Source organism: Nonomuraea sp. KM88 (assembly GCF_052245635.1).
Lineage (GTDB): Bacteria > Actinomycetota > Actinomycetes > Streptosporangiales > Streptosporangiaceae > Nonomuraea.
Genome location: NZ_JBQQCC010000001.1, coordinates 468,315 through 493,770, shown reverse-complemented (window position 1 = coordinate 493,770; position 25,456 = coordinate 468,315). Strand labels below are relative to the sequence as shown.

Sequence of the window (25,456 nt, the reverse complement as noted above, 5' to 3'; positions counted from 1 at the left end):
TCTAGGAGGACCGTTCGCCGTAGATGTCGGCGACCACGTCTTCGAGCTTCGGTCTGACGATGGACAGGTCCGTCACCTGGTGGACGGCGAGCACGTTGCCGATGAGGTCAGCGGCCGCGATGCGGGACGGGTCGAACGTCAGGGTGACGAAACCGTCCTCCCATCGTGTTCGCCGCACGCCGGGGACGTCGACGTCGAACCTCGGCTCCGCCACATGCACGATCAGTTCGTGACAGGGCGCATGCTGCCTCTTCAGCTCGGCGACGTCACCGTCATAGAGCACCTTTCCGCGGTCGATCAGGATGACGCGCGTGCACAGCTCCTCGACATCGTCAAGGTCATGAGTGGTGAGGATGACGGTCGTCCCGGCATCACGATTGAGCTCACCCAGGAATGCACGGATGCGCCTCTTGGCGACGATGTCCAAACCGACGGTCGGCTCGTCGAGATAGAGAATCCGCGGCTCATAGAGCATCGCCGCCGCAAGGTCTCCGCGCATGCGCTGGCCCAGGGAGAGCTGCCGCACCGGAACGTCGATGAACTCGTCGAGGCCGAGCATGCCGGCAAAGGTCTCGAGATTCGCCAGATATCTCTGACGCGGGACGTCGTAGAGCGTACGAACGAGTTCCAGGGAGTCGCGCAGCGGGAGGTCCCACCACAGCCCGGTGCGCTGCCCGAACACCACCCCGATCTGACGAGCATTACGCTCGCGCTCGCGCCACGGCACCACACCGGCGACTTCGACGGTTCCGGAGGTGGGCACCAGAATGCCGGTCAGCATCTTTATCGTCGTCGATTTTCCGGCGCCATTGGGCCCAATATAGCCGATGAGTTCCCCGGGTTCTATGCTGAAGTCGACGCCATCAACCGCCCTGGTCGGCACATAATCGGTGCTGAACAGCGTGCGGAGTGCGGTGAAGCGCCCAGATTTCCGCTCGGACCGGCGAAACTCCTTCACCAACTCCCGCACTTTGATCGTCATGGCGCGCCATCATACAGGTGAGATCACCGGCAAAGGAGCCCGCACCCGAAGCCCATGGATATCGTGGACCCCGTCCCGCGATTGACGGACGCAGCGGAATCGTCACGCCATGTCCCTATGCACGCTGTGTCGAAGAAGCCGGACGCAGGAGGCCGATCCCCGGGCCTACCGGCACAGCGTGCAAGTGAGGACAATCATCAGTTGCACGCTCGCCCAGAGCGGCCGATGCCGGCCGCGGAAAACCACGAGAGTCCCTTCCTGACGATGGAACCCATTGGCTCGGTCCAAAAGTCGGGCCGGTCATCACTAGTATATTCTCGTTCGAAGTCTCGACACCCTCCGTCACATGTGTTCCGGCTGGCAGAGGCATTTCTCGGGCCATCACAAGAACAGGCCGACTGCACGCTTCAGACAACATCCGGAGTTCTTGAGGTGCTCCAATGACTCGTTCCCCATGCGACGGCACCGCAGGCCAGGCATTCTGCGACCTCCACCTGCACACCACCAACTCCGACGGCCTGATGTCACCAGAGGAGGTCATCGAACGGGCAGGGCGAGCAGCACTGCGGGTGATGAGCATCAGCGACCATTCGCGCACGACCTACGATGCCGGACTGGAGGCCCTGGCGGCGGCGCACGGCACCATCCTGCTTCCCGGGCTCGAGATCAGCACGATGCACCACGACCGCAAATATCACGTGCTGGGCTACGGCCACGGCGTGCTCGACGCCAAGGTGCAGGAGTTCGCCTTCCGGCCGACCGCGATCAAGAACGACGTCTACGGCCGGGTGCTGGCCGGCCTGCGCGCCGCCGGCACGCCCCTCCCTGCCACCGAAGACATCCTCGCCGGCGTCCAGGAGGACGGACCTCCGCTGCACCCACGCAAATGGATGCTCAGTGCGACGCTCATCGGCCGATATCTGGCACGCCCGCTCGACGTGGATCCGGTTCGGGCGGCGGCCGTCGTCAGGGAACGGTACAACGCCATGAAGAGCTCCGAACGGGATCGGTACGTGCCCACCGAACGCGCCATCGCGATGGTCCGCGACGCCGGCGGGATCCCGGTGATAGCGCACCCCTTCTGGGAGTGCCATTCGGGCAGGAACTCATGGGGCGGCGTGGTCGGCGACCTTGGCAGGTTCACGGCCGCAGGGCTCGCGGGCGTAGAGGTGAGCTCGCGACACGACTCGCCCGCGGATGAGAACCGCCGAAGGGAGGCAGCACATCGGCTGCGCCTGGTTCCTTTCCGCAGCTCGGACTTCCACGGGAACGGCAAGACCGCGGTCGGACAGTTCCCGATGCCCGTTGAGCACCTGATCGAGGCGGCGGACCGCTGCGGTGTGGACATTCCCCTGCACTGGTCAGGAAAGGCGGATGACGGCGAATGAGGTTGTGCGGCATCAAGATCACCCACGACGGGGCCGTGGCGGTCATCGAGGACGGCCGTCTCGTGATGTCCTGCGAGAGCGAGAAGATCGCCAACCGGCCTCGCTATTCGCGTATCGACGAACTCGGCGACGTGGAGGTTCTGCTCGACGAATTTGGTTACTCGCTGGACGACATGGATCTCGTCGCCTTCGACGGCTGGCATGAGCCCTACAAGACCCGGCGGTGGCGCGGGATAGACGTCGAGGTCCGGCTGGGGCCGTACGTGGAAGGCATCAGGTCGAAGACCCTCATCAACCCCGTCCGGGAAAGGACCCTCGACCTCGAGTACGTGACGTTCCCTCACTACGCGGGCCATGTCGCCGCCGCGTACTGTACGAGCCCGTTCGCGGTTGCGGCTGAGCCTGCGCTCATCCTGAGCTGGGACGGCCTGATGTATCCGTACCTGTACGACTGCCGCGGCGATCTCACGAAGCTGCGGACGGTCGGAGCTCTGTTCCCGCTCGTGGGCAACGCGTATGCGGTGCTTGCCGGGTCGTTCCCGCCGTTCGATCAACGGGCCTCGGGGTTCGAGAATCTCGGGCTGGCGGGCAAGATCATGGCGTACGCGGCGCTGGGCACGCCGGACCGTGCCGCGATGGCCGCGCTGGACTCCGCTCTCAAGGAACGTCATGCCGCGTGTCGCCGCGAGTCGCCGTTCGGAACGGACGACGCCTTCCGGTTCGAGGCGGGGGTGGCGCAGCTGGAGGCGCTGGCACCGGCCATGCATCTCGCCGACGTCTCACCGGTCGACATGATCGCCTCCATCAGCCGCTATCTGGGCGACCGGCTGGTGGAGAGCCTCGACCGAGCACTCCGGACGATTCCCGACCCGCCGCGCAACCTGTGCCTGACGGGCGGCACCGCGTTGAACATCAATTGGAACAGTCAGATTCGTGAAAGCGGGTTGTTCGACAACGTCTGGGTCCCGCCCTTCCCCAATGACTCAGGTGTCGCGCTCGGCGTGGCCTGCTGTGCCATGGCCGTGGCCGAGGGACGCTCCCAGGTGGAGTGGGACGTCTACAGCGGGCAGCGGCTGGGTGCGTCGCCGGTCGATCCGGCGTGGAAACAATCTCCGTGTTCTCTGCCGGAGCTCGCCCGGCTTCTGCACGAGACCGGCGAACCTGTCGTCTTTCTCACCGGAAGGGCGGAGCTCGGGCCGCGCGCTCTCGGCCACCGGAGCATCCTCGCGCCGGCCACGGACAGAGCCATGCACGATCGTTTGAATGAGATGAAGGATCGCGAGGCTTACCGTCCCGTCGCACCCGTCTGCCTGGAGAACGCCGCACCTGAGATCTTCGATCCAGGAACCCCTGATCCTTACATGCTCTTCAGCCACCACGTCCGGGATGTGTGGCGCGACCGTCTGCCTGCCATCTGCCACGTCGATGGAACCGCACGGCTGCAGACCGTCAACGAGGAGCAGTGCCCAGAGCTGGTTGAGCTTCTCACGGCATATCGCGAAATCAGCGGCATGCCGGCACTGTGCAACACCAGCGCGAATTTCAAGAACTGTGGCTTCTTCCCGGACGTTGCAAGCGCGATGAACTGGGGGAAGGCGCTTTATATCTGGTCAGACGGGATGATCTATGAACACCCAGAAGTATCAGCGTGAATCCCTGGAATCCACCTCACGCGCCGCTGTCAACCCGTCGACCGGTCAGGAGCCTGGCATGTCACCTGGGAAGGTAAGGTGGCCCCTCGACCTGGGGCTGCCCGACGCGACGACCTTTCCGCGCTCGGAGTTTCTGGAGCTCACCGAGCACACGCTGGCGGAGGCCGAGCCGTCCCTGTTCTACGGCGGACCCGGCCGTGCCGGAATCGCACGGGGACACGCCGGGCTGCGAGCCGCCCTGGCCGAGCGCATCGGCGCGGCTCCATCGAGTGCCTCCGGTATCGACGGCATCATGCTGACGTCGGGAGCCGCGCACGCCATCGAGCTCGTGTGGCGGGCGTTACTCCGCGACGGTGACGTGTTCGTGGTGGAGGCTCCCACGTGGGGTGCCTCGATCCGGATCGGCCGTGCCCTCGGCGCCGAACCTCTCGCCATCCCGATGGACCGCGACGGAATGCGCGTCGACGTCCTCGAACGCAGGCTCGGCGAACTGAAGGCCGCGGGCCGCCGGTGCAAGCTGGTGTACGTCATCGCGGACTACAACACCCCTACGGGATGGTCGCTCTCGCTCTCCCGCCGCCGGCAGTTGTTGCGGCTCGCGGTCGAGTACGACTTCCTCGTCATCGAGGACCGCGTCTATGCCGAACTGCGCTACGACGGACCGCAGCTGCCGCCGATGTCGACGCTGGAAGGCGGCGACCGGCTGATCACCGTCGGAAGCTTCAGCAAGACGCTGGCCCCCGGGCTGCGCTGCGGATGGCTCAGCGCGAGCCCCGATCTCGTCGATGTCGTGGCGGCCCCGCGAGAAGATCTCGGCTCAAGCCAGCTCACCGCCCGCATCCTTGAGCACTTCGTGCGCAGCGGTCGGTATGACGAGCACCTGTCTCGAGTCACGCGAATGTACCGAAGCAAGCGCGACACCGTCGTCGCGAGCCTGCGCGAGCACTGCGGCGACACCGTTCGCTTCGACGTGCCACACGGCGGCATGTTTGTCTGGATCGAGCTCGCCGACCACGTCAAGGGAGACCTGGTCATGCACCACAGCGCTCAGGAAGGTGTGCTCTGCAGACCGGGCGATTCGTTCTTCGGTGACGGTGGAAACTACCAGCAGTGGTTCCGCATGGCCTTCACGATGGTGTCCGAGCCTGAACTGGTGCGCGGAGTGCGCGTGCTCGGCGAAGCCATCCAGCGAAGCACGTAGCGGCCCGCCCGCGCTCCCGGCAGGGGGGCCGCGCCCGCGTGGGCGCCGGCGGCGACTCGTCTCGCGAGACGGCGGTAGGCGCCTGCACGCGATGGACACGGTGCCGGCACCCTGAAGGAGCCGGTCCGCCGCTTCTCCCATTGGGCCGGACGTCGAGCGGAATGCCGCCCCGCAAATGTATCTGAATATCATCACACACATTCCTGGGAATTATCCCGCGCGCGCCGCGGCGCCACCTTGCCTTGCTGATCGGACACCGTTGTCACCATACTGGCCCATGGATAGAGTCGAATTGACCACCCATCGAGGAGGGCCGGATCGGAATGACCGAAAGCGGGGCCCGGGCGGACGAAGCTGTTGCCACCGGCGCAGCGAACCGAGATGAAAGCTGTCCACACAACGGCGAGGTGATCCGCACCATCGGCGAGCGGCCCGAGCTGTTCGAGGGGGAGGAATTCTGGAACAGCAATATCGTGAGGTTCGACGCCGAGACGTATGTGGTCAGCCACCGCGCCATTCTGACGCTGGTGGTCGTGGCGAAATGCAATGCCGCATGCAAGTTCTGCTCCAACGAGATCACATTCACCCCCGCCGGACCATACCTGAGCTGGGGACCTCAGCTGCGGCGCGTGAAAAGCTTCGCGTTGACCGCCGGCGTGCGGAAGGTCGCCTACACCGGCGGCGAGCCCACGCTCAGCCCGCAGAGACTCCTTGACCTGACCCGGTCCGTGAATCCCGGCTTCGACAAGTCGCGGCTGCACACCAACGGCATCGGCCTGGGCAAGAGCGTCCAGACGCCCACCGGCCAGGCCACCCTTCTCGATGGCCTCATCAGCGCGGGTTTGTCCGGTGCGTCGGTCAGCGTGGCACATTTCGATCCAGACCTGAATGCCGCGATCATGAGGTTCGGGCCATCGTGGAACGGCATGACCGACGCCGATCACCGGAATGTCACCCAACGCGGCTCAACGCATTTCACCCCACGGCTCAGTTGCGTCATGACGCCCGAGGGCGTCTCCACCGTTCCGGACATGTTCAGCTACATGGAGTGGGGCCGCGAGCTCGGATACCGCCGCTTCATCTTTCGGTCCTGCTCGGAGATTCCCGAAGCGTTCCGCAAGTCCACCGATTACTCGGTCTACAACGCGGAGGGCCATATTCCGATCGACTCGCTCGTGGCCGAGCTCGATCAGATGCCCGAGCTCGAGAAGACTTTCGTGCAGCGCAAAAGCGACTCAAAGGTGGACTGCTACCGCTGGGGCGATATCGACTTCGACGTCGACGAATCAAGCGAAGAGCCCAATCCTGACCGCAAGGTAAGACGCCTCAACGTCATGCCCAACGGTGTCTCGTACGTGTGCTGGATAGACCCGCTGGCGGTCCTGTTCGAGGACGAGAGGCCCATCGCCGCCGAATCGATGAAGCGCGAGTTCGGCGGTCTCAAGATCCTTGATCAATCGTGAGCCGCCGGGTGCGCGTGGGCGTGATCGGCCTCGGGAGGGTCGCCCAGCTCCACCATCTTCCCAACCTCGCCCAGTCCCGGCGGGCGGAGATCTCCGCCGTCTGCGACCTGTCCCCCGGCCTCGCTGCCGCCGTCGCGCACGAGTACGGTCTGCCCACCCGAGCCGTCGCGCCGTCCGCCGACGACCTGATGTCCCGCGACCTCGATGCGGTGCTGATCGCCAACCGGCATCACGCTCCCTTGGTCCAGCGTGCTCTCGAGGCGCAGTTGCACGTCATGGTCGAGAAGCCGGTGTGCTGGGGGATCGACGAGGCGACCGCGCTGGAGAAGCTGGAGCGATCCTCCCCGTCGTCGGTGGTGGTCGGATACATGAAGCGGTACGACCCGTCATTCGCGCGGCTCCTGGGCAGCGAGGCGCCACCCATGTTCGTGCGCCTCCACGTCTTCGCCGGAGCGCGGCACAAACAGGAGAGACTCCATCCGCGTGTCAAGGGTCACGACCGCACGGTCCAGGACGCCGAAGCCGAAAGTGCGGCGGTCGACCTACAGATCGCCACGACGCTCGGCGGCGGTGCCGCCGTTCGTGTAAAGGACGTGCGGACCCTGACGGAGCTGGCCGTACACGACCTCAACCTCGGGCGCACGCTGATCGGGCCGATCGGGGTCCGCGAGGCCTTCCGGTTCGGCACGCCCTTCGGTCCCGGTTTCCTCGCCGTCATGAACGGGAGCGGCGTTCCGGTGCACCTGGAAGTCGTCCCCGACTTCCAGACCGCGAGCGCCTGGGACGAAACGCTCACCGCCTTCTACCCCGGGGCGTCAACGGAGCTGCGGTTCGGCTCGCCGTTCCTCCGTTCCGCGCCCACCGTCACCCACGAGCGGTGCACGGTCGGAACCGATGTGGTGAGGCGTGAGGTGATCACCTCGTACGACAGCGCTTACCGGCTTGAAGTCGAGCATTTCCTCGACTGCGCGCTGGAGCTCGCGGCGTCACGTACCCCGATCTCCGACGCCGTGGCCGACCTGGCCCTCATCTATGAGATCGCGGCTATGCTGCGCGATCTCTGAACGTTCGACTCGTTCCTTGGCGAGCATGAAGTGATACGGCGGCGGGCTGCGCGGAAACGCGGCGCGACCTGACACGCCGCACCATCGCCTGGCCGCAGCACGTGAGGATGAGCACCTGATGACGCCTGCACCACCGGAGACGACGACCTCCGCAGGAGAAGACGCCCCATGGCTCGTCCTCGACATCGACGATACCTTGGTCGACACGTACACGACAGGGTGGGCGAAGTGCCAGGAGGTCGCGCGGGTTCTCGGGCTGGAGCCGCCCGACGAGACGGTGTTCGCCGACCACTACGGGCACGTGGGCTTCGCGGAGTGCGTGCGGCGTCTCCACGCGGGAGTGGATCTCGCTCGCTACTCGTCAGCATACGACGCTCTCTCCGCCCGGTTTCCGCCCGTGCCCTTGTGCGACGCGCGCCGGCTCGTACGGGCCGCGACCTCAGCCGGAATGCGCCGCGGCATCCTCACCAACGGCCCGGGCGTCAAGACCTGGCGCAAGCTCCGCGCGTGCGGGCTCGACGTGACCGCATTCGATTTTGTGGTGCACGGCGACAACGCGGCCGAGCCGAAGCCCAGCGTGCGCTCCTTCACCGCGTTGCGGGCCAGGGGGGTCGACCCGGGCAGGGCATGGTACGTGAGCGATTCGGCGGCGGAGTGGCGGGCGGCCGAATCCGCCGGATTCCGGACCGTGGGCGTGTTCACCGGCCGGTCCGTCAGCCACGGACATCTGCCCACGCTGCTCCTGCCGAGCAGCGCCGCTCTGCCGGACCTCGCTCCTCTCCTCGCCACGGTGACGGGATCCCCCCGCCCCGGACCGCCGGCCGCCGTCACGTTCGATGCGGGATTCACGCTGATCGAGCACGTCCGCGACCCCGCCCGCGTGATACGTGACCATCTTGCTCGCTCGGGCGCCGCCCTCCCGATGTCCGAGGTGCGTACGGCCATGGCGAACGCGACCGGCGTTCTCAGGTCTCCGGACTCGTGGTGGGCGGATCCGTTCACCGCCGAGACGACGCTACGGCGCTTCTATGGGGAGGTCCTGGCCGGGCTCGGCCACGCCTCGCCATCCGGAGCGGCGACCGTGCTCGACGCGTACACCGCCCCCGGCAACTGGCGCCCCGCGCCGGGGGCGCGAGAACTGCTCGCCGCGGTGCGAGGAGCCGGGCAGCGCATCGGGGTTCTGTCCAACTGGCAGCCCTCTCTCGTGGACGTCCTGGCCTCGGCAGGGCTCGACCGGTATGCGGACGTCGTCATCCCCTCGACGACCGCCGGCGTCGCCAAACCCTCTCCCGCGGCGTTCGTCAAGGCGGCGAACGCTCTCGGCGTGGGCGCGGAACGCCTGCTCCACGTCGGTGACCAGCTCGTTGACGACGTCTCGGGTGCACTGCGCGCCGGCTGCCGGGCCGCCCTCGCACCACAGCCGCTGCGCGCGCTCTCCGCGGCGTTCCGCGTCACGGCCGGATGACCTGCCGCCGTGCGCCCTCGGCGGCCGGCGACGCCTGTTCCGGCGTCAGCGGAGCGGCTCCAGCACTGTCGCCAGCCGCTCAAGTCTCGCCGCCTCGTGAGGAGGCCGAATCCGGAGAATGACCAGGTCAGCACCTGCCTCCGTAAGCTGGGCGACTTCCTTGACCATGCTTTCCGGCGCGGAGTCCTCTCCGTGAATGGTCGCCGAGGTGATGATCTCCGAGGGGTCGCGGCCGAGCTGCGCGCAGCACCGGAGCAGGAGCAGGCGCTTGCGGGAGAAGTCCTCGGCACGTCCGCCCGGATGGTTCCAGTGCTGCGCCCACCGAGCGGCGGTCGGCAGAGTCCGCCGCTCGCCACCGCCGCCGATGCAGAGAGGCGGGTGCGGTCGCTGTACGGGAGGAATGTCGCATCGCGCCTCCGCCAGCGTGAAGAAGCCTCCGTGCGCGGAGACCGTGTGGCCCGAAAGAAGACGAACCAGCGCCTCGCATCCTTCGTCGAGCCGGTCCGCGCGGGACGCGGGCGTGCCGAAGGGAATGCCCTGCGGAAGGTGATCCAGCTCGCGCCATCCCGCGCCGATGCCGAGTTCGAGCCGGCCCTCGGAAATCGTGTCCAACGTCAGGGCCATCTGTGCGAGCAGCGCCGGATGCCGGCGCGCGACCGCGAGGACCATGGTCCCCAGGCGGAGACGGCTCGTCGCATGGGCCAGGGCCGTCATGACCGTCCATGTTTCGTAGCACGGGCCTGACGTGTTGACAGCGGCTGACGACGAATGATCGAACAGCCAGCCGGATTCAAAGAATTCCATCTCGTCAGCGGCCTGGAACATTGCCAGCAGCCGCGGCCAGGACGACGGTTCATCAGAAAGGACGGGCATGAATGCGAATCGCATCGGCACATTGTATCCGGAGCTCGACCACCGCCGGGCGCCACGTGTTTTCATTTACATATCCCGGCCCGTCTTGCAGAATCACGAGCATGTCCATACCAGGCGGGCCCGCGGTGGCCGAGGATTTGCGCATATCATTCAACCAGCTGACCGCGCGGGACCTTCCCCTGGCGACGGCCGCTCGTGCCGCGCGCGAATCCGGGTTCGACGGCTTCGGGGTTCTCCCGTCGGCGATCGCCGAGCACGGCGTGAATGGCGTACGGTCCGTGCTGGACGGAGAAGGGCTGCAGCCGACCAGTGTCTGCGCGTTCATAGGCCTCATAGATCCGAGCCCTGCGGTCCGTGCGGAGCGGATAGCGAAAGCCGAACGATGCCTGGCCCATGCCGCCGAACTCGGCGTGCCACTCGTCGTGGTGGTCGGCGGCCCATGCGCGGCTCTTGGGCGAAGGGACGCGTGGAACCAGGCCGCCACCGCGGTCGGCATGCTGTTGCAGCGGGCCGCACGAGAGGGAGCCGACCTGCTCATCGAGCCGCTGCATCCCGTTCTGGTCAACGAGTCGGTCGCGACATCCGTGGCGGACGCCCTCACGCTGATCGAGCAGGGACAGACCGGCGGCATCGTCGTCGACACCTGGCACGTCTGGTGGGATTCGGGGCTCCGCGAACGTCTGCTGGAGGCAGGCAGCAGAACCCGGATCGTGCACCTGTCGGATTGGGCGGCCGGCCCTGCGGGAAACCTGGACCGCGCGCTTCCGGGCGAAGGATGCGCCGACGTGCCGGCGATCTGCGCGGATCTGCTCACCGCCGGTTTCGATGGGTGGTGGGAGCTCGAGATCCTGTCCGAGACGTTGTGGGCAGGGGATCAGATCTCTCTGGTTCGCGCATCGTACGCATCGGCGCTCAGAACCCTGGAGAAAGCGTTTTCAATGGCGGCGAAAACGAACGACCATGTGGAGTCCATGCAGTGAATTCGCAACAGGCGATAGACGAGGCGGACAACATCCTGCAAGGCGCGGAGTTCACCCAGAAATCATTCGCGCAGACGATGCGGCGCGAACTCATCGAACGGTTGGCCGAGTCCCATCGCACCGGGGTGCCGCTGCGCGTTTTCGCCGGCTACGACGCAAGCCGGCCAAACCTCCATCTGGGACACACCATCACGATGCGAAAGCTCCGCTTCTTTCAGGAGCTCGGGCACGAGGTCATATTCCTGGTGGGCACGGTCACCGCTCAGATCGGAGATCCTTCGGACCGGCTGTACGAGCGGCCCCGGATCCCTCTCGACAAGGTCGTGAGCGCCGCCTCGACCTTCGTCGAGCAGATGTCGCTCGTTCTCGACCCGGATCGCACGACGGTCATGTACAACGGCGACTGGCTGAGCGACCTGCCCCTCTCCGACCTCCTGGCCGTCGCGTCGGCGTTCACCGTCCAGCAGGTGACCAGCCCGGCGGCCGTCAGAGACCGGATGAAGTCCAGCAAGCCGGTCGGCCTGCATGAGCTGCTCTACCCGCTCATGCAGGGCTACGACGCGCTGCACCTGCGGGCGGACGTCCAGCTCGGCACGGTCGGCCCGATCTTCAACATCCTGGCAGGCCGCCGGCTGCAGCGACTGTACGGGCAGCGGCCCTGCGTCGGCGTCACCTACCCGACCCTCTGGGGGACGAAGGGCCACCGGCGGATGTCCAAGCGTGAAGGCACCCACATCGCCCTGGCCGAGAAGCCGAGCGAACAGTTCGCGAAGGTGATGAGCATCGACGACGAGACGATGCGGCAATGGATCACTCTTGTCTCGTCGTGGCCACCGGAGGAAGTGCGCGCGCGGCTCGAAGGCTGGAGATCGGGAGAGTTGCATCCCATGGCGTTGAAGCAGGACCTCGCCTTCGACATCGTACGCGTTTACCACGGCGAGGAGGCGGCGGCCAAGGCGAAGGAGAGCTTCCTTCCCGGGCATCGCGGCGATCCCGACCCGTCGATGGCCGTACCCCTGATCGCGGACCCCGGCGGAATACTGGACGTTCTCCACGCCACAGGCACGGTCCCGTCCAGGCAGCAGGCGCGTCGCCTCCTCCTGTCCGGAGCCGTGCGGGTCAACGGCGGCAAGGTGTTCGAGGAGGATCACCGGGTCTCCAGCGGAGACCTGATCAGTGTCGGACCCCGCCGTCTGTACGTTCTGCAGCCGGGTGAGACCCGGCCCTGAACGGGGCGTCGGCGAGTAGGCGCATCCCGATGGTTCGAGCCGCGTGGCGCGCGCCGGCGCCGGAGACGCCGGCGAAACACACGCGGACACTGGGCGACGGTGCGAGGAAGTCATCGCCCGGGCCCACCCGGACGCCGTCCGCGGCGAGGCGGCCGACGAAATCTTCCGTGGTCGTATGCGGGACGGGCAGGAGGAAGAACGGGGATCCGGCGACCGCGCCGGGACAACGCTCCGCGCCGGCAACGCCTACCAGCTCGTCGAGGAAGGCGCGGGAAGCCTCGGCCGTGGGCCGGACCGTGTGGTCGATGAGCAGTTCCAGGCCGCCATGTGCCAGGAAGTAGGCCCAGCACCGTTGCCAGAACAGACTGGGCCTGGCGTGCTGCCGCCGTGCCAGGTCGTCCATGCCCGTGCCGCGGATCCATCCCAGCGCTGCCCCGCTACCGGCCAGCTTGGACAGTGAACCGGTCATCCAGACCCGGGCGGGCCGGCTCCTCCCCTTCCCGAACCAGCGGTATACCTCGTTGACCACGACCTGACGCGTCCGGGCGACCGCTTCGACGCGGCGCCAGCCGTCCGGGGTCAGGGTGGCGCCGTCCGGGTTCCGCCACGGATCGGTCAGCCAGACGACGCCGGCGGACCCCGTCCGGCCCGCATGCCGGTGCTCCAGGAGTTCGGCCCAGGGATGGAGATTCACGTCCCGGCGACAAGCACGGAGCACCGTGACCGTGCCGGTGAATGAGGGCTGCTCATGCGAGAAGCTCTCGCCGAACTGCGCGATGACCGACGCACCGGCGCGTACGCCGCTGGTGATCAGCACGTCGTCCGGGTCCTCGCGCAGTATGGCGCCGAGCACCTCACGAAGGCCGCGATCTCCCTGTGGCGGCGGCGGGTGCCACGCGTCAGGCAGGCCGAGTACATGGTCGGTGGCCGCACGCCAGAGTCGCAGCCCGGCGGACGGCCACGTCGCCTGCGGCCCTGTGAGGTCGACAGGGTGCCCCATCCCGCTCATTTCGTGCCCTCGTTCAAGCGCTGCCAGGGATCGTCGACGTGATAGACGGCAGGCACGAAATCGCCCAGGCGCGTACGGATGATGTCGCCGACCGGGGAACGGATCGCGGTGAGCTCCTCCGACAGTGACCGCTGGGGCCCGCGCACCGGAAGGAAGGAGGCACCGGCCGCCGTGCCGTCGTCCCCGCTGCGCAGGCGTTTCACCAACGCCGCGGGAATCAGGCGCACACACGTCCAGTTGACCAGTCTCGGCAACCGCGGCCCCGGGCGGATCGCCCGTGATCTGACCTTGACCACGCGATGGCCCCAGTAATAGCGAGCTGCCGAAAGCGTGGTCACCGTGGCACGGGCGTAGGAGTGGCGCGCGCCGAGAGCGTAGGCGTGCCTGACGGTCGCCGCCCACCGCCGTTGCCACATCAGGGAAACCCGCGGCGCCGGCGTCTCCGCCCGTACGCGCTTCAGCCGCGTCGGCAGGACACTGTCACGGTAGAGGGGCCGTAGCGGGGTCGCGTCGAGTTCCTCGGCCAGACGCTTGAAGAAGCCAAGGAGCTTGATGGCCTCCAGCTCGCGCAGCAGTTGATCCCAGTCCATCGATGGATCCTGAAGCGCCAAGCCGAAATCGTTGAGGTCCTTGGTCGTGATGTCGTGGTCACCGGCCGCGTTCGCGACGAGGAGCGGCATGTTCTGCTGAATTTCGTAGTAGCTGAGCCCGGGTTTCCGTTCCCCCGTTCCCAGCGGATGAAAACCGCAGTGCCGCACCGAATAGCCACCGAAATGCAGATCGATGGTCGGACGGTTTTCGAGGGCGCCGTCATTGAGGTTGAACTGTCCGTAGATCACGCCGGACTCCAAGGACCTCTTCACCCACGGCCATTCAAGGTTGTCGAAGTCGTAGCCGGCCTCCCGCAGGCGTGCGGTGAGCCTGACGGCGTCGTCCACGGTCGCGACCATCAGATCCAGATCTCCGAGGTCCCGCACCGCGCGCTCGGGATACGCGCCCTCGGCCGCCAGTCCCTTGATGGCCCAGACGCTGATCCCCAGTTCTCTGGCCTGCCGGTCCACCATCGGCAGAACGTCGTCCTTATGACGTGCGACCGCCTCGATCCGCGCTCGGGCCTCGGCGAAGCGCGCCTGGCCATGGAGTCCGCCGGCGAGCTCGGCTCCGCCTCCCTTCAGGCGTTCCAGCACCAGCGAGGAGACCTTCTCGTCGATGAGCGCGTCCGCCAGGAGCGCGACCGGCACTGCGCCGAGGCGGGCCAATGCCTCGTCTTCCACGATCGAATCACCATAGACACCGGCGCTGCGAACGGCTGCTCTCGCGGCATGCATGGAATGCTTGCGCATGGAGGTCTCCAATTGACGCGTGCTAATATGCCGACGTGGCGCAGTCATCGACGGAAACGGCGGAAGCAGATCTGCCGTTCGTTATTGTGCTAGGTCCACCGGCTTCCGGCAAGAGCACCCTGGTCAGGGAAATACTGGCCGATCACGCTTCCTTCCGGCGCTTTGTGGTCCGCCACCAGCTCGCTCGAGAAAAAAGCAACGGAACACCCCTCTGGGAGTCGATAAGAAAGTCCGTGGAGAAGGGCAGATGGATTCCCGACTCCCTTGTCGTCGAATTATTCGCCCGGCAACTCCGGGCATATCCGTCGGCGAGAATGGTGTTGCAGGGTCTTCCCGCCAACGGCGCTCAGGCGGTGATGGTCCGGGACCTGATCCACGCCCATGGCGTCCGGACCAAGCTGGTGCTCTATCTCGACGCCTCCGACGACGTCTGCGCCATGCGGATGCGCCATCGGGTGGTCTGCACGACCTGCGACGACGGCAGGGCGCCGGCCGGCGCCGCTCCGAAGGCTCCGGATCGCTGCATCACTTGTGGCGGGTTGCTCGAGCGCCGTCCGGACGACAACGAGTCGGTCTTCGCACAGCGGCTGCGCACCCACCGTCGCAACATCCCGGCCATCTTCGCCGCTTTCCGGCCGGAGGAGATCACGGTCCTCGACGCGAAAGCCACCCCGGAGGCTGTCGCGGCCTCCGCGCGCGTGGCGCTGTGGACCTTGCGGGGCGGCTAGAAAGCTCGTCGCTCACGTGTGACCAGCTCCTTCGCCCTCCCGCGCGGTCGCCCTACCAGGCCAGGTGAGCACCGCTCGCCCCGGCGCGCTGGATCTGCCGCAGCAGTCGCTGCGCGATCGCTCGGGCGGACGAAGCCGGTATGTGATCCACACGGTAGTTGACCGACAACTCGTGCCGGTTCGAGAAGTCGCAGGTGAGCCTGAGGTCGGGCTGGCCGGGCCACGACGGCGGCGTGAGGGTGACGATGGCGTCCTCGTCCGGACGCTCGATGTCCTCCTCGCCCGCGTCCTCGAAGAGCTCGATCCGCCCCGTGCGGGAGACCGGCCCGCCGCGTCGGGGCCTGATCTGGACGTCAGCCGCCAGCCGGGGCACGCTCTGCAGCACTTCGCGTGCTCCCGGCAGGGCCTGGATGAGCGCGGCCGGCGGTGGCGTGCCGGTGAGAGTCTCCTTGAGGCTCGTCGAGACCTCGCGGACCGCGGCCGCCAAACCCGCCTCGACCGACGCGAAGATGTACTGTGCGTCGGCGAACAGGCCGACGGACCCTCGTGCCTTCAACGAGCGGTTCGCGTGCGGCGTGAGCAGCGCGAGCCGGCGCCAGCCGAACTCTGCCGCCACGGCATGGGCGAACAACGCGATGGCCACCCCCAGCCGGCTGCTTCCGGCCTGTGCGTTGAGGGCCTCGAAACGACGCGTCGATTCTGAGCTCAAGGCGACGACGAAGGACTCGACGGAAGCCGGTTTGCACAGACTCCCGGAAATCTCGGATAAGGGACTCATATCGAGTGCCGTGATCTTCTCGCCGAGAGCCTTGGTCTTGTCCTTCAACACGCCGGAGGTCCACATCGAATAGAGCTCACGCGCGAACGTGCTGAACGGATAGATCTCCCCCGTGCTTGCCGGCGCCCCTGCCATGATCCGCCGGTATGAACGCTCGATGTCGCGTTGCAGCACGAACAGTGACCATCGGTCGCAGAGGGCGTGATCGGTGAGGATTCTGAGTTTCCGCCGCACAGGCCCTTCGATGAGTTGAAAGCGGAAGACCGGGAGGCGCCCGGGATCCGCCCGTAGTCCAGGAAGCCATCCTGGCTCCCCGTGGTCGGACTGCAAGGTGTGCTCTGGAGCGATCACGTCCAGCGCTTCCACCGGCCGTTCGGCGACGACGTTCCGGTAGCCGAGCCATAGGGACTCAAGCGGCGAGGAAGGCGATCCGGGCTCCCCGTCGACGATCACCGTCCGCAGGACCTCATGCCTCTGATACACCTCGGCAACCGCCTGGCGCAGCAGCTCGGGGCTCGCCTGGGAGGCGATCGGCCGCTCGTACACGATGGTCGTCAGTCCCGGATCGGCGCGGTCGATGGCCCTGAACGCCGACTGCGATGGGATGGCCGGATATGTAAAGGATGACGACACCCTGACCTCTTCCAGATCGTCCCCGGTCAGCAGTCACGAGGCAGGCGTTTCGGCCTCCCGGCCACCGGCGGTGAGTCCCCGGGCCTTTTGAACGCAGTCCTCGACGATGCGGATGATGTCGAGGGCGCTCGGCGCCTCCCATACGGACTCCAGCGGCACTTCGATCTCGAATCCCTCTTCAATCTGCGTGCATATTTCCAGCAAGGTCAGGGAGTCTGCACCGACATCGAAGAGATTGTCCTTCATATCCACGGATTCCACGAGCAGGGTGGCTTTGATGATCTTCAGTACGTCGTCGGCGATGTTTTGTTCTTCGTGCACCATAAGACGATTCTCCCTTGCTGAGCAAAATATGCTTCGCGCGATCATATGACAAGTCGGATCAGGCCCGGAGAAAGGCATCGTACGAGAGCCCTGGGATAGGAAAGCGCCCTTTGGCGCGGCGAAAGACGAGCGTGACGACCCACGGGCGGTGAAAGTTATCGATCCAGCGTGACGGACGAATCGTCTATCGTCCATACGTGCTACGTCGCACGCCTTGTGCGGTATCCGCGTGCGTGCCAACCTGAAGAAAATGGCCGCCGGCAGCCCTCCGGCAGAGGCGGGTCACCGCTCGGTGGCGGATCAGGCCCCCGTATCCGCCCGTCGCCCGGCTTGTCCCGTTCGCGAGAGTCTCCGCCAGAGGCACGGCACCACCGGGCGCGATCCGCCGGCATGCGCGGCTGGAACCGCGCACCTGGACGCGAGGAGCGGAAGTGCCTGTGATCGATGGCTCGACGTCCTGCCTCCTTGAGTTTCGCGGGACGCGATCATGTTCATCCGCGATGACCTGGGGCCAGCAATGGATGTGGCGAGAGGCCGTCTGGTTCGACGGTGATCACGCCCACCTCAATGTGCCGTTCACGGTGGAGCTACCGCACGGCACGACCTTGCCCACCGCCCTGACAGCGGTACGCGTGCTCGTCGAGCAACACGAGTCCCTGCGGACGACGTTCGCGGAGACGGCGGGCGATCAGCCGCGACAGGCCGTCGCCTCGACCGGATCGTTGCGGGTGAGTGTCTGCGAGGCGTCACCCCATCCGGCGGATCACTGGCGCGACCAGGTCGAGGACGCGCTCATGCGTACGGCGTTCCTGCTGGACGAGTGGCCGATACGCGTCGCGATCGTCACCCAGGACGGCGAGCCGCGGCATGTCGTGGTCGTCCTGTTCCATCTGGCGGTTGACGGCTGGGCCGTCGCACAGCTGCGCGACCATCTCGTCCACCTGCTGCGCGCTGAGCGATCTCCGGGAGTGGAGACCGGCCTTCAGCCCCATGACCAGGCGACGTACGAGGCGAGTGAGCGTGGGAGGCGGGTCGCGGCGTCGTCGCTCGCCTACTGGAAGCAGCAGGTGGCGGGTCTGCGTGCCGAGTGTCCTCCCCCGGCCTCCGGTGGTGGCGGGCCGGCCACCTATCGCGAGATGTACATGGAGTCACGCGCCCTTGCCGAAGCCATTTGCCGGCTGAGCGAGGTGTACCGGGTGGGTGCGCCGACGCTGATGTTGACTATCTGGTCGGCGCTGCTCGGCCTGCGGTCGCCGGTCCAGAAGTGCGAGTCGATGATCTACTGCAGCAACCGCGTCGGTCCCAGGCGCAGGGCAGCCGCCGGGACCTTCGTCCAGGACACCCCGTTCAGCGTCGACGTGCGTGGCCTGAGTTTCCCCGAGCTCCTCAGCACGACGGTGAGGTCCGCGCTGCTGGCGTACCGGCACGGGCAGTACGACCCGCGTGCGGTGGCCCGGCTCGTGTACGGCCACTCCGGCGAAGCCCGCCATTGCGTGGGCCTGCCCTTCTCGATCAATCTGAACCTCTCGGGCGAGGTGCCCTGCAGGGCTGCGGCCGGTGGCACACCCGCCAGTTCGCCGGGCGACACCATCCTGCGGTGGACCCGCGACCTGTCTCAGGATCGTATGGGGCGGCGGGTCTACCTCGTGACCTTCGCCCGCCCGCCGGCCCTTGGTTGTCTCCTGCGGGCCGACACGTCGTTCCTGACACCGGCGGAGATCGACGTCTTTCTCCGCGCGATGGAGTCCCTCGCTCTGGCGGCCGCGAAAAGGCCGCGTCTGACCGCCCAGGACATGTCCGGTGTGGTGCGGGACCTCACAGCTTGACCGCCGACGCGGGCCACGACCGAGCTGCTCCAACCTTCCTCCGGCGGTCCGCGGGCCGGCCTGGACGAGCATGAGGCGCATCCCCGTCGTCGCGCAGCCTCACGCCCCGGTCAAGCGCGCGAGCGCGGCGTCGAGACGTCGCACCGTCCGGTCGCGGCCGAGGACTTCCAGTGATTCGAACAGTGGCAGACCGACCGTCCGCCCCGACACCGCCACCCGGACCGGGGCTTGCGCCTTGCCCAGCTTCAGCCCGTGGCGCTCGCCCACCTCGGTCAGCACGTTCTTCAGCGTCTCCGCCCGCCATGCCGCGGCGGCGTACGCCGTCCGCGCATCGCGCAGCAGCCGAGCGGCGCCCGGCTTCATGGCTTTGGTCCACGACGCCTCGTCGAAGACGGGCTCGTCGAGGAACAGGAAATCCACATAACCCGTGATCTCCGACAACAACGTCAGCCGGGTCTGCGCCAGCGGCGCCACCGCCGCGAACACGCCCGGGTCGAACGCGTCCGCTCGCCACGGCACATGGGGCCCGGTGAGCCACGGCGCGCATGCGGCGGCGAACGCCTCTTCGGACAGCGCCCGGATGTATTCGCCGTTGAACGCGCTCAGCTTCTTCACATCGAAGAACGCCGGCGAGGTGTTGACGTCCTCGATTCTGAACAGCCGCTCCATCTCCGGGTATGGCATGATCTCCCGATCGCCGCCCGGCCCCCAGCCCAGCAACATCAGGTAGTTGACCAGGGCGTCCGGCAGGAACCCATCTGCCAGATATTCCTCCAGCGCCAGCTTGTCCCGCCGCTTGGACAGTTTCTGCCGCTTTTCGTTGACGAGGACGGGCAGATGGGCCCACATCGGCGGCGCCGAGCCCAGGGCCTCCCACAGGAGCTGCTGCTTGGGCGTGTTGGAGAGATGCTCCTCGCCCCGGATCACGTGCGTGATGCCCTGGTCCAGGTCGTCGACGACATTGGCCAGGAGAAAGACCGGCGACCCATCGCCCCTGGCGATGACGAAATCCTCGATCGCGCTGTTGGGGAAGGCGGGCTTGCCGCGGATCAGATCCACGATCAGGGTTTCGCCGTCATCCGGCGTCCGAAAGCGCAACGCGCGTCCCTGCGCGGGCTCCAGCCCGCGCTCGCGGCAGAATCCGTCATATCCCAGGTGCTCGGACTCTCGCCGCTCCGTGAGCTGCTCACGCGTGCAGTCGCAGAAGTATGCCCGGCCCTTCGTATACAGCTGGAGCGCCGCCTGCCGGTGCCGATCGGCACTCTGCGACTGCATGTAGGGACCCTCGAAAGCGGGATCCGAGGAATCGATGCCGATCGCGGCCAGAGCTTGGATAATGCCTTCCGTCCACTCTGGGCGATTTCGCGCAGTGTCGGTGTCTTCCACCCGCAGCACGAACTTTCCCCCTGATTGTCGCGCTACCGCCCAATTATAGAGAGCCGAGCGTGCGCCTCCAACGTGGAACATTCCTGTGGGGGAAGGCGCGAAACGTGCGCGAACCGGGACTACTGACACGCCGAGCAGTCTACCCGCGGAAACCACAGGCCGTTCACAGGCTCAGCTGCATGCAGGAAATTGACGGTGAAGGCCGGATTTGAGGGTGCGCTCAGGATGGTGACGTGCACGAACCGGCTGTTCATCTCGTGCCCGCCGCCGGTGTGGAAAGACGTCGAGTGGCCCTGCGCAGACGAGGATGCTTAGCATGTGCGGCGCGGGACAGGCGATGAAGTCACCCGGTCCAACGGAGGAGATGTGGAAAGACCTGTAGTCGGTCTGAGCGTGTCCATGCACCCTATCGGCGACGTGCACCCCGTAGACGAAGCAATCGAGGCGGAAAGGCTGGGGTTCGATTTCGTTTCGGTCGCGGACCATCCTTTCGGGGGCAGCCCCACCAACGAGCCATTGGTGACACTGGCCTCCATCGGCGCCGCGACGCGGCAGATCGGGCTCGTCACCCGCGTTCTCGGAGCGCCGTTCCGCAATCCGGCGCTCGTGGCGAAGATGGCCGAGACCATCAACCGTCTCGCCAACGGCCGTCTCGTGCTCGGGATCGGCGGTGGCGGCGCGGACAACAAGATGCGTTCCGTGGGCGTGAACCCGCCGTCCGCCCGGGGGAAGATCGATGCCCTCGCCGAGGCGACGGCGATCATCAAAGGCCTGTGGTGCGACGGTAAGTTCACCTTCTCCGGCCAGCACCACGGCGTCGTCGACGCGGAGATCAGCCCACGGCCGGCGAGCCGGATACCTGTCTGGCTGGGCGTCCTCGGCCTGCGCGGAGCCGAAGTGGCCGGCAGCATGGCGGACGGCTGGATCCCGTACCTGCGTTACACCTCGGTGGAGCGGCTGACCGCGTGCAGGTCCCGCCTCATCGCCGCGGCGGACGGCGCGGGGCGCGATCCCTCGACGATCACCTGCGTCCTCAGTCTCGAGGCTCATGTCGGTCCGCTGGCCGAAGCGCCGCCGAATGCCATCACCGGTCCGCCGGAAGCCGTCGCCGACCAGCTTGCGAAGCTGCGAGACCTCGGCTTCGACGGCTTCAACGTCAGCGTCCCCGGCCCTGACCGCGCCGAGCAGCCCGCGCGTTTCGCGGAAGAGGTGCTTCCGCTGCTCGGGGAGGCCCTTCCGCCGGCCGGCACCACGGTTTCCGGAGGCGCACGATGAGCGCGCGAACGCTCTCCAAGACGTCCTTGCTGGTATTGCTCGGGCCTCCGGGGTCCGGCAAGAGCACCCTGGTCACGAGCATTCTGGACGCGACCCCCGGCCTCGGGCACTTCGCCGTCCGGCGTCAGTTCGTCGAGGAGAAGAGCAAGCAGACAGATCTGTGGCTCGCGGCCGCCGAGTCACAGGAGAAGGGGCAATGGCTCCCGGACGAGGTCGTCATCGAGGCGTTCTCCCGCCGGCTGGACGCGCAGTTGCCGGGAGGAATGCTCATCGAGGGCCTGCCCGCCAACGCCGAACAGGCACGGCTCATGATCGAGGTCGTGGCCGGCCGCGGCCGGCAGGTCGACCGCGTTCTCTATCTGGACGCCCCGGACGAGGTATGCATGGCACGCATGCGCAAGCGGTCGGTGTGCGTCACCTGTGACGGCGGAATATCGCAGGCAGCCGTCTCGGAGGCGGATCCCGGCCGGTGTGCGCGGTGCGGGTCCGCGCTCGGCCGAAGGCGGGATGACCACGACGGGCCGTTCGCGGAACGCCTTCGCCTGCACCGGCACCACATCCGCGGAATCCTCGACGAACTCTGTCACGAGGTGACCGTTCTGGACGGAACAGAAGATCGAGGCGAGATAGTACGGGCCGCGTTCCGGCAGCTTTCCTAGTCGGGACCAGCCGGAATTCGCAGGCATCGGTACGAACAACGCGGCCACGGCGTGCCCGTGTGCAAGTGCGGATGGTCCTCACTTGCACGCCGCCCGCCTCCAGGCATCACGACCGTCATCCACAGCCGAACGCGCCACGACCGAAAGTCCGCGGGCGAAGTGCCACCGGTGCGCACGTTTTTATGTGTTCATTCGTGTTGTTGCGATCCTGGTGAATCCCGGCCAACATCGGTGAGGAACTCGAACGACTTTTCCGGACACACAGATATGGCAGCCATATCGAAATAATTGCGTCGCCAGCTCCCGAGGAGGTGCTCGAATGACAATCGACATGCGCACACGCACCAACAGCGGCGTCCGGACGATAGATCCTCGCTCGTTCTTCGAGGAACTGCCGGATCTGCTCAGGACGACCGGACCGCAGGCCGCTCGGGCCGCGGCGCGGCTCGGGCTTGGCCGCCTTTCGCTTCGGGTCGGCGACACCATGCGGACTCTGGTCCCGGAAGCGGACACCGTCACCGTCGTCGACGACGCCACGAGCGGAGAGCTGGTCGTCGACATCGGCGAAGCCGCGTTCTCCGAGTGGGTCCAGGAAGTGCGCACCATGCTGGCCCTGCTGGTCTCAGGCGACGCCCAGGTGAGCAGTGGCGATTCCAACGCGGCACTTGCGTGGGACGTGGTGCTCCGGGCGATGGTCGACGGCCGCCCGATGTACGAGCCGGGATCCATATCGCTGACGAATCTGGACGGCTCGCCGCTCGACGTGGACCGGTCGTTCACGCCCGATGACGATGACGCCGAAATGGGAAGGTTTCTCGAGCAGGCCGGCTTCCTCATGCTGCGCGGCTGGATCGGCGCCGATGCCGTCGCCGCCATCTCGGCCGACATCGACCGCGGTCTCACATCCGCCCGAAGGGACGACCCCCACCGATGGTGGGCGAAACTCGAGAACGGGCAGGAGGCGTGTGTGCGCCTCAAGCACTTCGACCGGATATCGGAAGCCGGCAAGCGCGTGGCGGAAAGTGATCCGCTCCGGCGCCTGTGCAACCTGACCGGAGACTCCTTCGCGTTTCCTCCGTCCTGGGTGGAGTCCCTCGTCAAACCCACCGGTGTGGTGGAAGGGCCGTCGGAGATTCGCTGGCACAAGGACTGCTGGCAGGGGAAGCACTCGTACTTCTGCAATGGCGTGACGATCGGGGTCCTGCTGGCGCCTTCCAACGAGGTGACCGGGGGCATCCGGGTCATGGCGGGCTCTCATCGTACGAACTTCCCCGCAGTCGATCACAATATCGACGAGGTGGACCTGCCGGTCCGGGCTCTCTACGGCGAAGCGGGAGATCTCACGGTTCACCTGTCGTGCGCGATGCACGAGACCGTCGCCCCCCAGCGTGGTGAGCGACGCCTGATGTACGCCGGCTTCTCGCTCGTCGACCCCATGTCCGGCACCGGTGTCGACAATCGGTACAGCATCAAACACGCGGACTGGTCGAATGCCGTCTCGTCGGCCTGGGACGTCTACGCGTAGCGCGCGAACGTCGCCGACCCCGACCGCCGCCATCGATTCCGACCGCCGACAGCGCAAGCCTGGGATGGGACCGGTTCCTTGGATGATCGCACTGCGATAGAGCTGATCTGCCGCAAAGCAGGATACGACGCGTGGGCACGGTTGTCCGACTCGATCGCCGAGGAAGAGGTCCTCGTGGTCTCGGGCTCCCTGTTCGAGGGCATCGGCAACGTACGGTCCGACCTCGACTTCTTCGTGGTGAGCGACAACCGCCCGCGCGACGTGCCCGTGCGCATGGCGTTCGCCGGAGCAAGCTGGTTGGACATCGAATATGTCCGGGCACGGGAGCTGGAGGACCTCACCAGGAAGCTGGCGACGACCGATCCGAAGGCCATTGCCCAGGTTCTGCGGCTGTCGCGGCCGGAGCTCGATCGTTATTACCGGCTTGCCATCGGCGCGACCGTCAAGGGCGCGTACCCCACGAGCGTGGTCTTCTCGCTGGAGGCGTATCGTCCCGTGCTCAGGTCGTGGGCGATTCTGCACGCCGGCGCCTTCTCCGCGCGGGCGACGATCGCTCTGAACAGCGGTGACGTCACCGCCGCCACCCTCTACGCCTGTTATGCCGCCCACCTCTGCACGATGGGGACCCTGACCGACGTGGGGGAGCTCTATCCGTCGCCGAAGTACACCCTCGAGAAGGCGATCCGGGCCTTCGGCCCGGACTCCGCCGAGGTCGCCACGATCGCGGCGCTGCTTCATCCCTCGGTTGACCCGGTGCGTCATGTCCGCGCGGCGGTCGAGCACATCGACACCGTGCTGGCCGAATCCCTGTCCGGAATGAACGCCGATGACCTCGTGACCGAGGCGGCGGCGCCGATCGAGCACGATCGCCGTCACTACGTCTCGACCCTCATGACCCGCAAGGCGGCGTACGACGTGCTGCCGGAGGACACGGCGGCGATCACCGCGCTCCTGCCGGCTCTGGGTCCGCATGAAGCGGACGGCAGCCGGAAGCAGGCGCCCAGCGTCTGGCAAGCCCAGGCACACCGCCTCGTCCTGCGGGAGGCACTGATCGATGCCGGACTGCTGAGGGAGGTGAAGGGCCATGCGCGGTGAGATCGCGAAGGCGGTGCCCATGCCGGTCGCGCTCCGGCGATCCCACGACGAATCCTCCGGCCGCCTCGAGATCATGGCGCTGATGTACGACCTCGACGGCGCCCTCCAGGCCGGCCAGCTGGGGTTGGCGCGGTATACCGCCGCCAGCCTGATCGACGCGTCGGTCGCCGTGTGGCTCCGTGAGCGCTGCACCGTGTTTCCGCCCTTCGAGCACGCCACGGCGAGAGCCAGAGTCGCGCTGTCGGTGCTCAGGGCCGTCAATCCCGATCTGGCGGACAGAGTCTCCGCCCTCTACTGTGCGGCCCTCCCGCTGGACGTGGACGCGGTCACCGCACACTGCCGGGCGGTTCTCGCCCTGGTGGGTGACTTGACGGGCCATGGAGACGACGGGCTGGCCTCGGCGGTGCGCGCCTGGGCGGAGAGCGCGCGGGCGACCCGTGACCTGTGTGAGCGGCTTGGCGTGCCGGTGGGTGACTTCTATTGGGCGCCTCCGGACGCCGACACGTGGCACAGCGATGTTCTGAAGCACGCCGCCAGGGAGGCCTCCTCCTGACCGTACCGGCCGATCGAACGAGGAT

General features: G+C 66.8%; 22 protein-coding genes. 15 read left to right on the top strand and 7 right to left on the bottom strand.

Going from position 1 to position 25,456, the window contains the following annotated elements:
- Nucleotide 1: 1 nt before the first annotated feature.
- Entirely contained in the window at nucleotides 2-982 is a 981-nt protein-coding gene (locus tag ACTWPV_RS02330) for an ABC transporter ATP-binding protein (protein ID WP_443150387.1), read from the bottom strand.
- A gap of 440 nt (nucleotides 983-1,422) precedes the next feature.
- Here ACTWPV_RS02330 and ACTWPV_RS02325 point away from each other — a divergent pair, with 440 nt between their 5' ends.
- The 6 genes from ACTWPV_RS02325 (at nucleotide 1,423) to ACTWPV_RS02300 (ending at nucleotide 9,215) form a co-directional block, all read left to right on the top strand.
- Nucleotides 1,423-2,370, top strand: coding sequence for a PHP domain-containing protein (locus ACTWPV_RS02325; protein ID WP_443150386.1), 948 nt, complete (start codon nucleotides 1,423-1,425; stop codon nucleotides 2,368-2,370).
- Nucleotides 2,367-4,022 (top strand): carbamoyltransferase N-terminal domain-containing protein, encoded by a 1,656-nt coding sequence (locus ACTWPV_RS02320; RefSeq protein ID WP_443150385.1) that lies wholly within the window; start codon nucleotides 2,367-2,369, stop codon nucleotides 4,020-4,022. The genes ACTWPV_RS02325 and ACTWPV_RS02320 overlap by 4 nt, the downstream gene beginning before the upstream one ends.
- Nucleotides 3,997-5,223 (top strand): aminotransferase-like domain-containing protein, encoded by a 1,227-nt coding sequence (locus tag ACTWPV_RS02315; protein WP_443150384.1) that lies wholly within the window; start codon nucleotides 3,997-3,999, stop codon nucleotides 5,221-5,223. Before ACTWPV_RS02320 ends, ACTWPV_RS02315 begins: the two co-directional genes overlap by 26 nt.
- A 323-nt stretch (nucleotides 5,224-5,546) precedes the next feature.
- On the top strand, nucleotides 5,547-6,686 hold the full coding sequence (locus tag ACTWPV_RS02310; protein WP_443150383.1) for a radical SAM protein: 1,140 nt from the start codon (nucleotides 5,547-5,549) through the stop codon (nucleotides 6,684-6,686).
- Nucleotides 6,683-7,750 (top strand): Gfo/Idh/MocA family protein, encoded by a 1,068-nt coding sequence (locus tag ACTWPV_RS02305; protein ID WP_443150382.1) that lies wholly within the window; start codon nucleotides 6,683-6,685, stop codon nucleotides 7,748-7,750. The genes ACTWPV_RS02310 and ACTWPV_RS02305 overlap by 4 nt, the downstream gene beginning before the upstream one ends.
- Before the next feature lie 118 nt (nucleotides 7,751-7,868).
- Nucleotides 7,869-9,215 carry an HAD family hydrolase gene (locus ACTWPV_RS02300; protein WP_443150381.1) on the top strand — a complete coding sequence of 449 codons (1,347 nt, stop codon included), beginning with the start codon at nucleotides 7,869-7,871 and terminating at the stop codon, nucleotides 9,213-9,215.
- Between the two features lie 45 nt (nucleotides 9,216-9,260).
- Here the strand turns inward: ACTWPV_RS02300 and ACTWPV_RS02295 are convergent, their stop codons facing one another.
- Nucleotides 9,261-10,103 (bottom strand): LLM class flavin-dependent oxidoreductase, encoded by an 843-nt coding sequence (locus tag ACTWPV_RS02295; protein WP_443150380.1) that lies wholly within the window; start codon nucleotides 10,101-10,103, stop codon nucleotides 9,261-9,263.
- Nucleotides 10,104-10,189: 86 nt separating this feature from the next.
- On the opposite strand from ACTWPV_RS02295, the gene ACTWPV_RS02290 reads away from it, so the two are divergent.
- Together ACTWPV_RS02290 and tyrS are read left to right on the top strand one after the other, a co-directional pair.
- A complete protein-coding gene (locus ACTWPV_RS02290) occupies nucleotides 10,190-11,068 on the top strand; it encodes a sugar phosphate isomerase/epimerase family protein (RefSeq protein WP_443150379.1) in 879 nt (292 codons plus the stop codon).
- Complete coding sequence (gene tyrS, locus ACTWPV_RS02285; protein ID WP_443150378.1) at nucleotides 10,951-12,297, top strand: tyrosine--tRNA ligase; 1,347 nt, start codon at nucleotides 10,951-10,953, stop codon at nucleotides 12,295-12,297. The genes ACTWPV_RS02290 and tyrS overlap by 118 nt, the downstream gene beginning before the upstream one ends.
- Here tyrS and ACTWPV_RS02280 read toward each other — a convergent pair.
- Both ACTWPV_RS02280 and ACTWPV_RS02275 read right to left on the bottom strand, forming a co-directional pair.
- Entirely contained in the window at nucleotides 12,242-13,297 is a 1,056-nt protein-coding gene (locus ACTWPV_RS02280) for an aminotransferase class I/II-fold pyridoxal phosphate-dependent enzyme (RefSeq protein WP_443150377.1), read from the bottom strand. The two genes, tyrS and ACTWPV_RS02280, sit on opposite strands and share 56 nt — an antisense overlap.
- 5 nt (nucleotides 13,298-13,302) lie before the next feature.
- The gene (locus ACTWPV_RS02275; RefSeq protein WP_443150376.1) at nucleotides 13,303-14,649 is read right to left on the bottom strand and encodes a nucleotidyltransferase family protein; all 1,347 of its coding nucleotides are present in this window, start codon (nucleotides 14,647-14,649) and stop codon (nucleotides 13,303-13,305) included.
- Between the two features lie 35 nt (nucleotides 14,650-14,684).
- Here ACTWPV_RS02275 and ACTWPV_RS02270 point away from each other — a divergent pair, with 35 nt between their 5' ends.
- Complete coding sequence (locus ACTWPV_RS02270; RefSeq protein WP_443150375.1) at nucleotides 14,685-15,377, top strand: nucleoside monophosphate kinase; 693 nt, start codon at nucleotides 14,685-14,687, stop codon at nucleotides 15,375-15,377.
- Nucleotides 15,378-15,429: 52 nt separating this feature from the next.
- On the opposite strand, the gene ACTWPV_RS02265 is transcribed toward ACTWPV_RS02270, so the two are convergent.
- Nucleotides 15,430-16,788 carry a hypothetical protein gene (locus ACTWPV_RS02265; protein WP_443150374.1) on the bottom strand — a complete coding sequence of 453 codons (1,359 nt, stop codon included), beginning with the start codon at nucleotides 16,786-16,788 and terminating at the stop codon, nucleotides 15,430-15,432.
- A 33-nt stretch (nucleotides 16,789-16,821) separates the two neighbouring features.
- On the bottom strand, nucleotides 16,822-17,112 hold the full coding sequence (locus tag ACTWPV_RS02260; RefSeq protein ID WP_443150373.1) for an acyl carrier protein: 291 nt from the start codon (nucleotides 17,110-17,112) through the stop codon (nucleotides 16,822-16,824).
- Between the two features lie 500 nt (nucleotides 17,113-17,612).
- Here ACTWPV_RS02260 and ACTWPV_RS02255 point away from each other — a divergent pair, with 500 nt between their 5' ends.
- Nucleotides 17,613-18,938 (top strand): condensation domain-containing protein, encoded by a 1,326-nt coding sequence (locus ACTWPV_RS02255; protein WP_443150372.1) that lies wholly within the window; start codon nucleotides 17,613-17,615, stop codon nucleotides 18,936-18,938.
- A gap of 99 nt (nucleotides 18,939-19,037) precedes the next feature.
- On the opposite strand, the gene gltX is transcribed toward ACTWPV_RS02255, so the two are convergent.
- Nucleotides 19,038-20,453, bottom strand: coding sequence for a glutamate--tRNA ligase (gltX, locus tag ACTWPV_RS02250; RefSeq protein ID WP_347641810.1), 1,416 nt, complete (start codon nucleotides 20,451-20,453; stop codon nucleotides 19,038-19,040).
- A 270-nt stretch (nucleotides 20,454-20,723) separates the two neighbouring features.
- Between gltX and ACTWPV_RS02245 the strand changes: the two genes are divergently transcribed.
- The 5 genes from ACTWPV_RS02245 to ACTWPV_RS02225 all read left to right on the top strand — a co-directional run bounded on the left by ACTWPV_RS02245 (nucleotide 20,724) and on the right by ACTWPV_RS02225 (nucleotide 25,431).
- Entirely contained in the window at nucleotides 20,724-21,599 is an 876-nt protein-coding gene (locus ACTWPV_RS02245) for an LLM class flavin-dependent oxidoreductase (protein ID WP_443150885.1), read from the top strand.
- The gene (locus ACTWPV_RS02240) at nucleotides 21,596-22,258 is read left to right on the top strand and encodes an adenylate kinase family protein (RefSeq protein ID WP_443150371.1); all 663 of its coding nucleotides are present in this window, start codon (nucleotides 21,596-21,598) and stop codon (nucleotides 22,256-22,258) included. Before ACTWPV_RS02245 ends, ACTWPV_RS02240 begins: the two co-directional genes overlap by 4 nt.
- A gap of 319 nt (nucleotides 22,259-22,577) precedes the next feature.
- Nucleotides 22,578-23,783, top strand: coding sequence for a phytanoyl-CoA dioxygenase family protein (locus tag ACTWPV_RS02235; RefSeq protein WP_443150370.1), 1,206 nt, complete (start codon nucleotides 22,578-22,580; stop codon nucleotides 23,781-23,783).
- Nucleotides 23,784-23,861: 78 nt separating this feature from the next.
- Nucleotides 23,862-24,878: a hypothetical protein gene (locus ACTWPV_RS02230; RefSeq protein WP_443150369.1), complete on the top strand. Its 1,017-nt coding sequence runs from the start codon at nucleotides 23,862-23,864 to the stop codon at nucleotides 24,876-24,878.
- Complete coding sequence (locus tag ACTWPV_RS02225) at nucleotides 24,868-25,431, top strand: hypothetical protein (protein ID WP_347641805.1); 564 nt, start codon at nucleotides 24,868-24,870, stop codon at nucleotides 25,429-25,431. The genes ACTWPV_RS02230 and ACTWPV_RS02225 overlap by 11 nt, the downstream gene beginning before the upstream one ends.
- Nucleotides 25,432-25,456 lie beyond the last annotated feature (25 nt).

Coding starts and splice junctions, on each gene's coding strand:
- ACTWPV_RS02315 (WP_443150384.1), top strand. CDS start 3,997: ATGAACACCCAGAAGTATCAGCGTGAATCCCTGGAATCCACCTCACGC.
- ACTWPV_RS02235 (WP_443150370.1), top strand. CDS start 22,578: ATGACAATCGACATGCGCACACGCACCAACAGCGGCGTCCGGACGATA.
- ACTWPV_RS02245 (WP_443150885.1), top strand. CDS start 20,724: ATGCACCCTATCGGCGACGTGCACCCCGTAGACGAAGCAATCGAGGCG.
- ACTWPV_RS02300 (WP_443150381.1), top strand. CDS start 7,869: ATGACGCCTGCACCACCGGAGACGACGACCTCCGCAGGAGAAGACGCC.
- ACTWPV_RS02225 (WP_347641805.1), top strand. CDS start 24,868: ATGCGCGGTGAGATCGCGAAGGCGGTGCCCATGCCGGTCGCGCTCCGG.
- ACTWPV_RS02275 (WP_443150376.1), bottom strand. CDS start 14,649: ATGCGCAAGCATTCCATGCATGCCGCGAGAGCAGCCGTTCGCAGCGCC.
- ACTWPV_RS02330 (WP_443150387.1), bottom strand. CDS start 982: ATGACGATCAAAGTGCGGGAGTTGGTGAAGGAGTTTCGCCGGTCCGAG.
- ACTWPV_RS02325 (WP_443150386.1), top strand. CDS start 1,423: ATGACTCGTTCCCCATGCGACGGCACCGCAGGCCAGGCATTCTGCGAC.
- ACTWPV_RS02290 (WP_443150379.1), top strand. CDS start 10,190: ATGTCCATACCAGGCGGGCCCGCGGTGGCCGAGGATTTGCGCATATCA.
- ACTWPV_RS02320 (WP_443150385.1), top strand. CDS start 2,367: ATGAGGTTGTGCGGCATCAAGATCACCCACGACGGGGCCGTGGCGGTC.
- ACTWPV_RS02260 (WP_443150373.1), bottom strand. CDS start 17,112: ATGGTGCACGAAGAACAAAACATCGCCGACGACGTACTGAAGATCATC.
- ACTWPV_RS02295 (WP_443150380.1), bottom strand. CDS start 10,103: ATGCGATTCGCATTCATGCCCGTCCTTTCTGATGAACCGTCGTCCTGG.
- ACTWPV_RS02280 (WP_443150377.1), bottom strand. CDS start 13,297: ATGGGGCACCCTGTCGACCTCACAGGGCCGCAGGCGACGTGGCCGTCC.
- ACTWPV_RS02310 (WP_443150383.1), top strand. CDS start 5,547: ATGACCGAAAGCGGGGCCCGGGCGGACGAAGCTGTTGCCACCGGCGCA.
- ACTWPV_RS02255 (WP_443150372.1), top strand. CDS start 17,613: ATGACCTGGGGCCAGCAATGGATGTGGCGAGAGGCCGTCTGGTTCGAC.
- ACTWPV_RS02240 (WP_443150371.1), top strand. CDS start 21,596: ATGAGCGCGCGAACGCTCTCCAAGACGTCCTTGCTGGTATTGCTCGGG.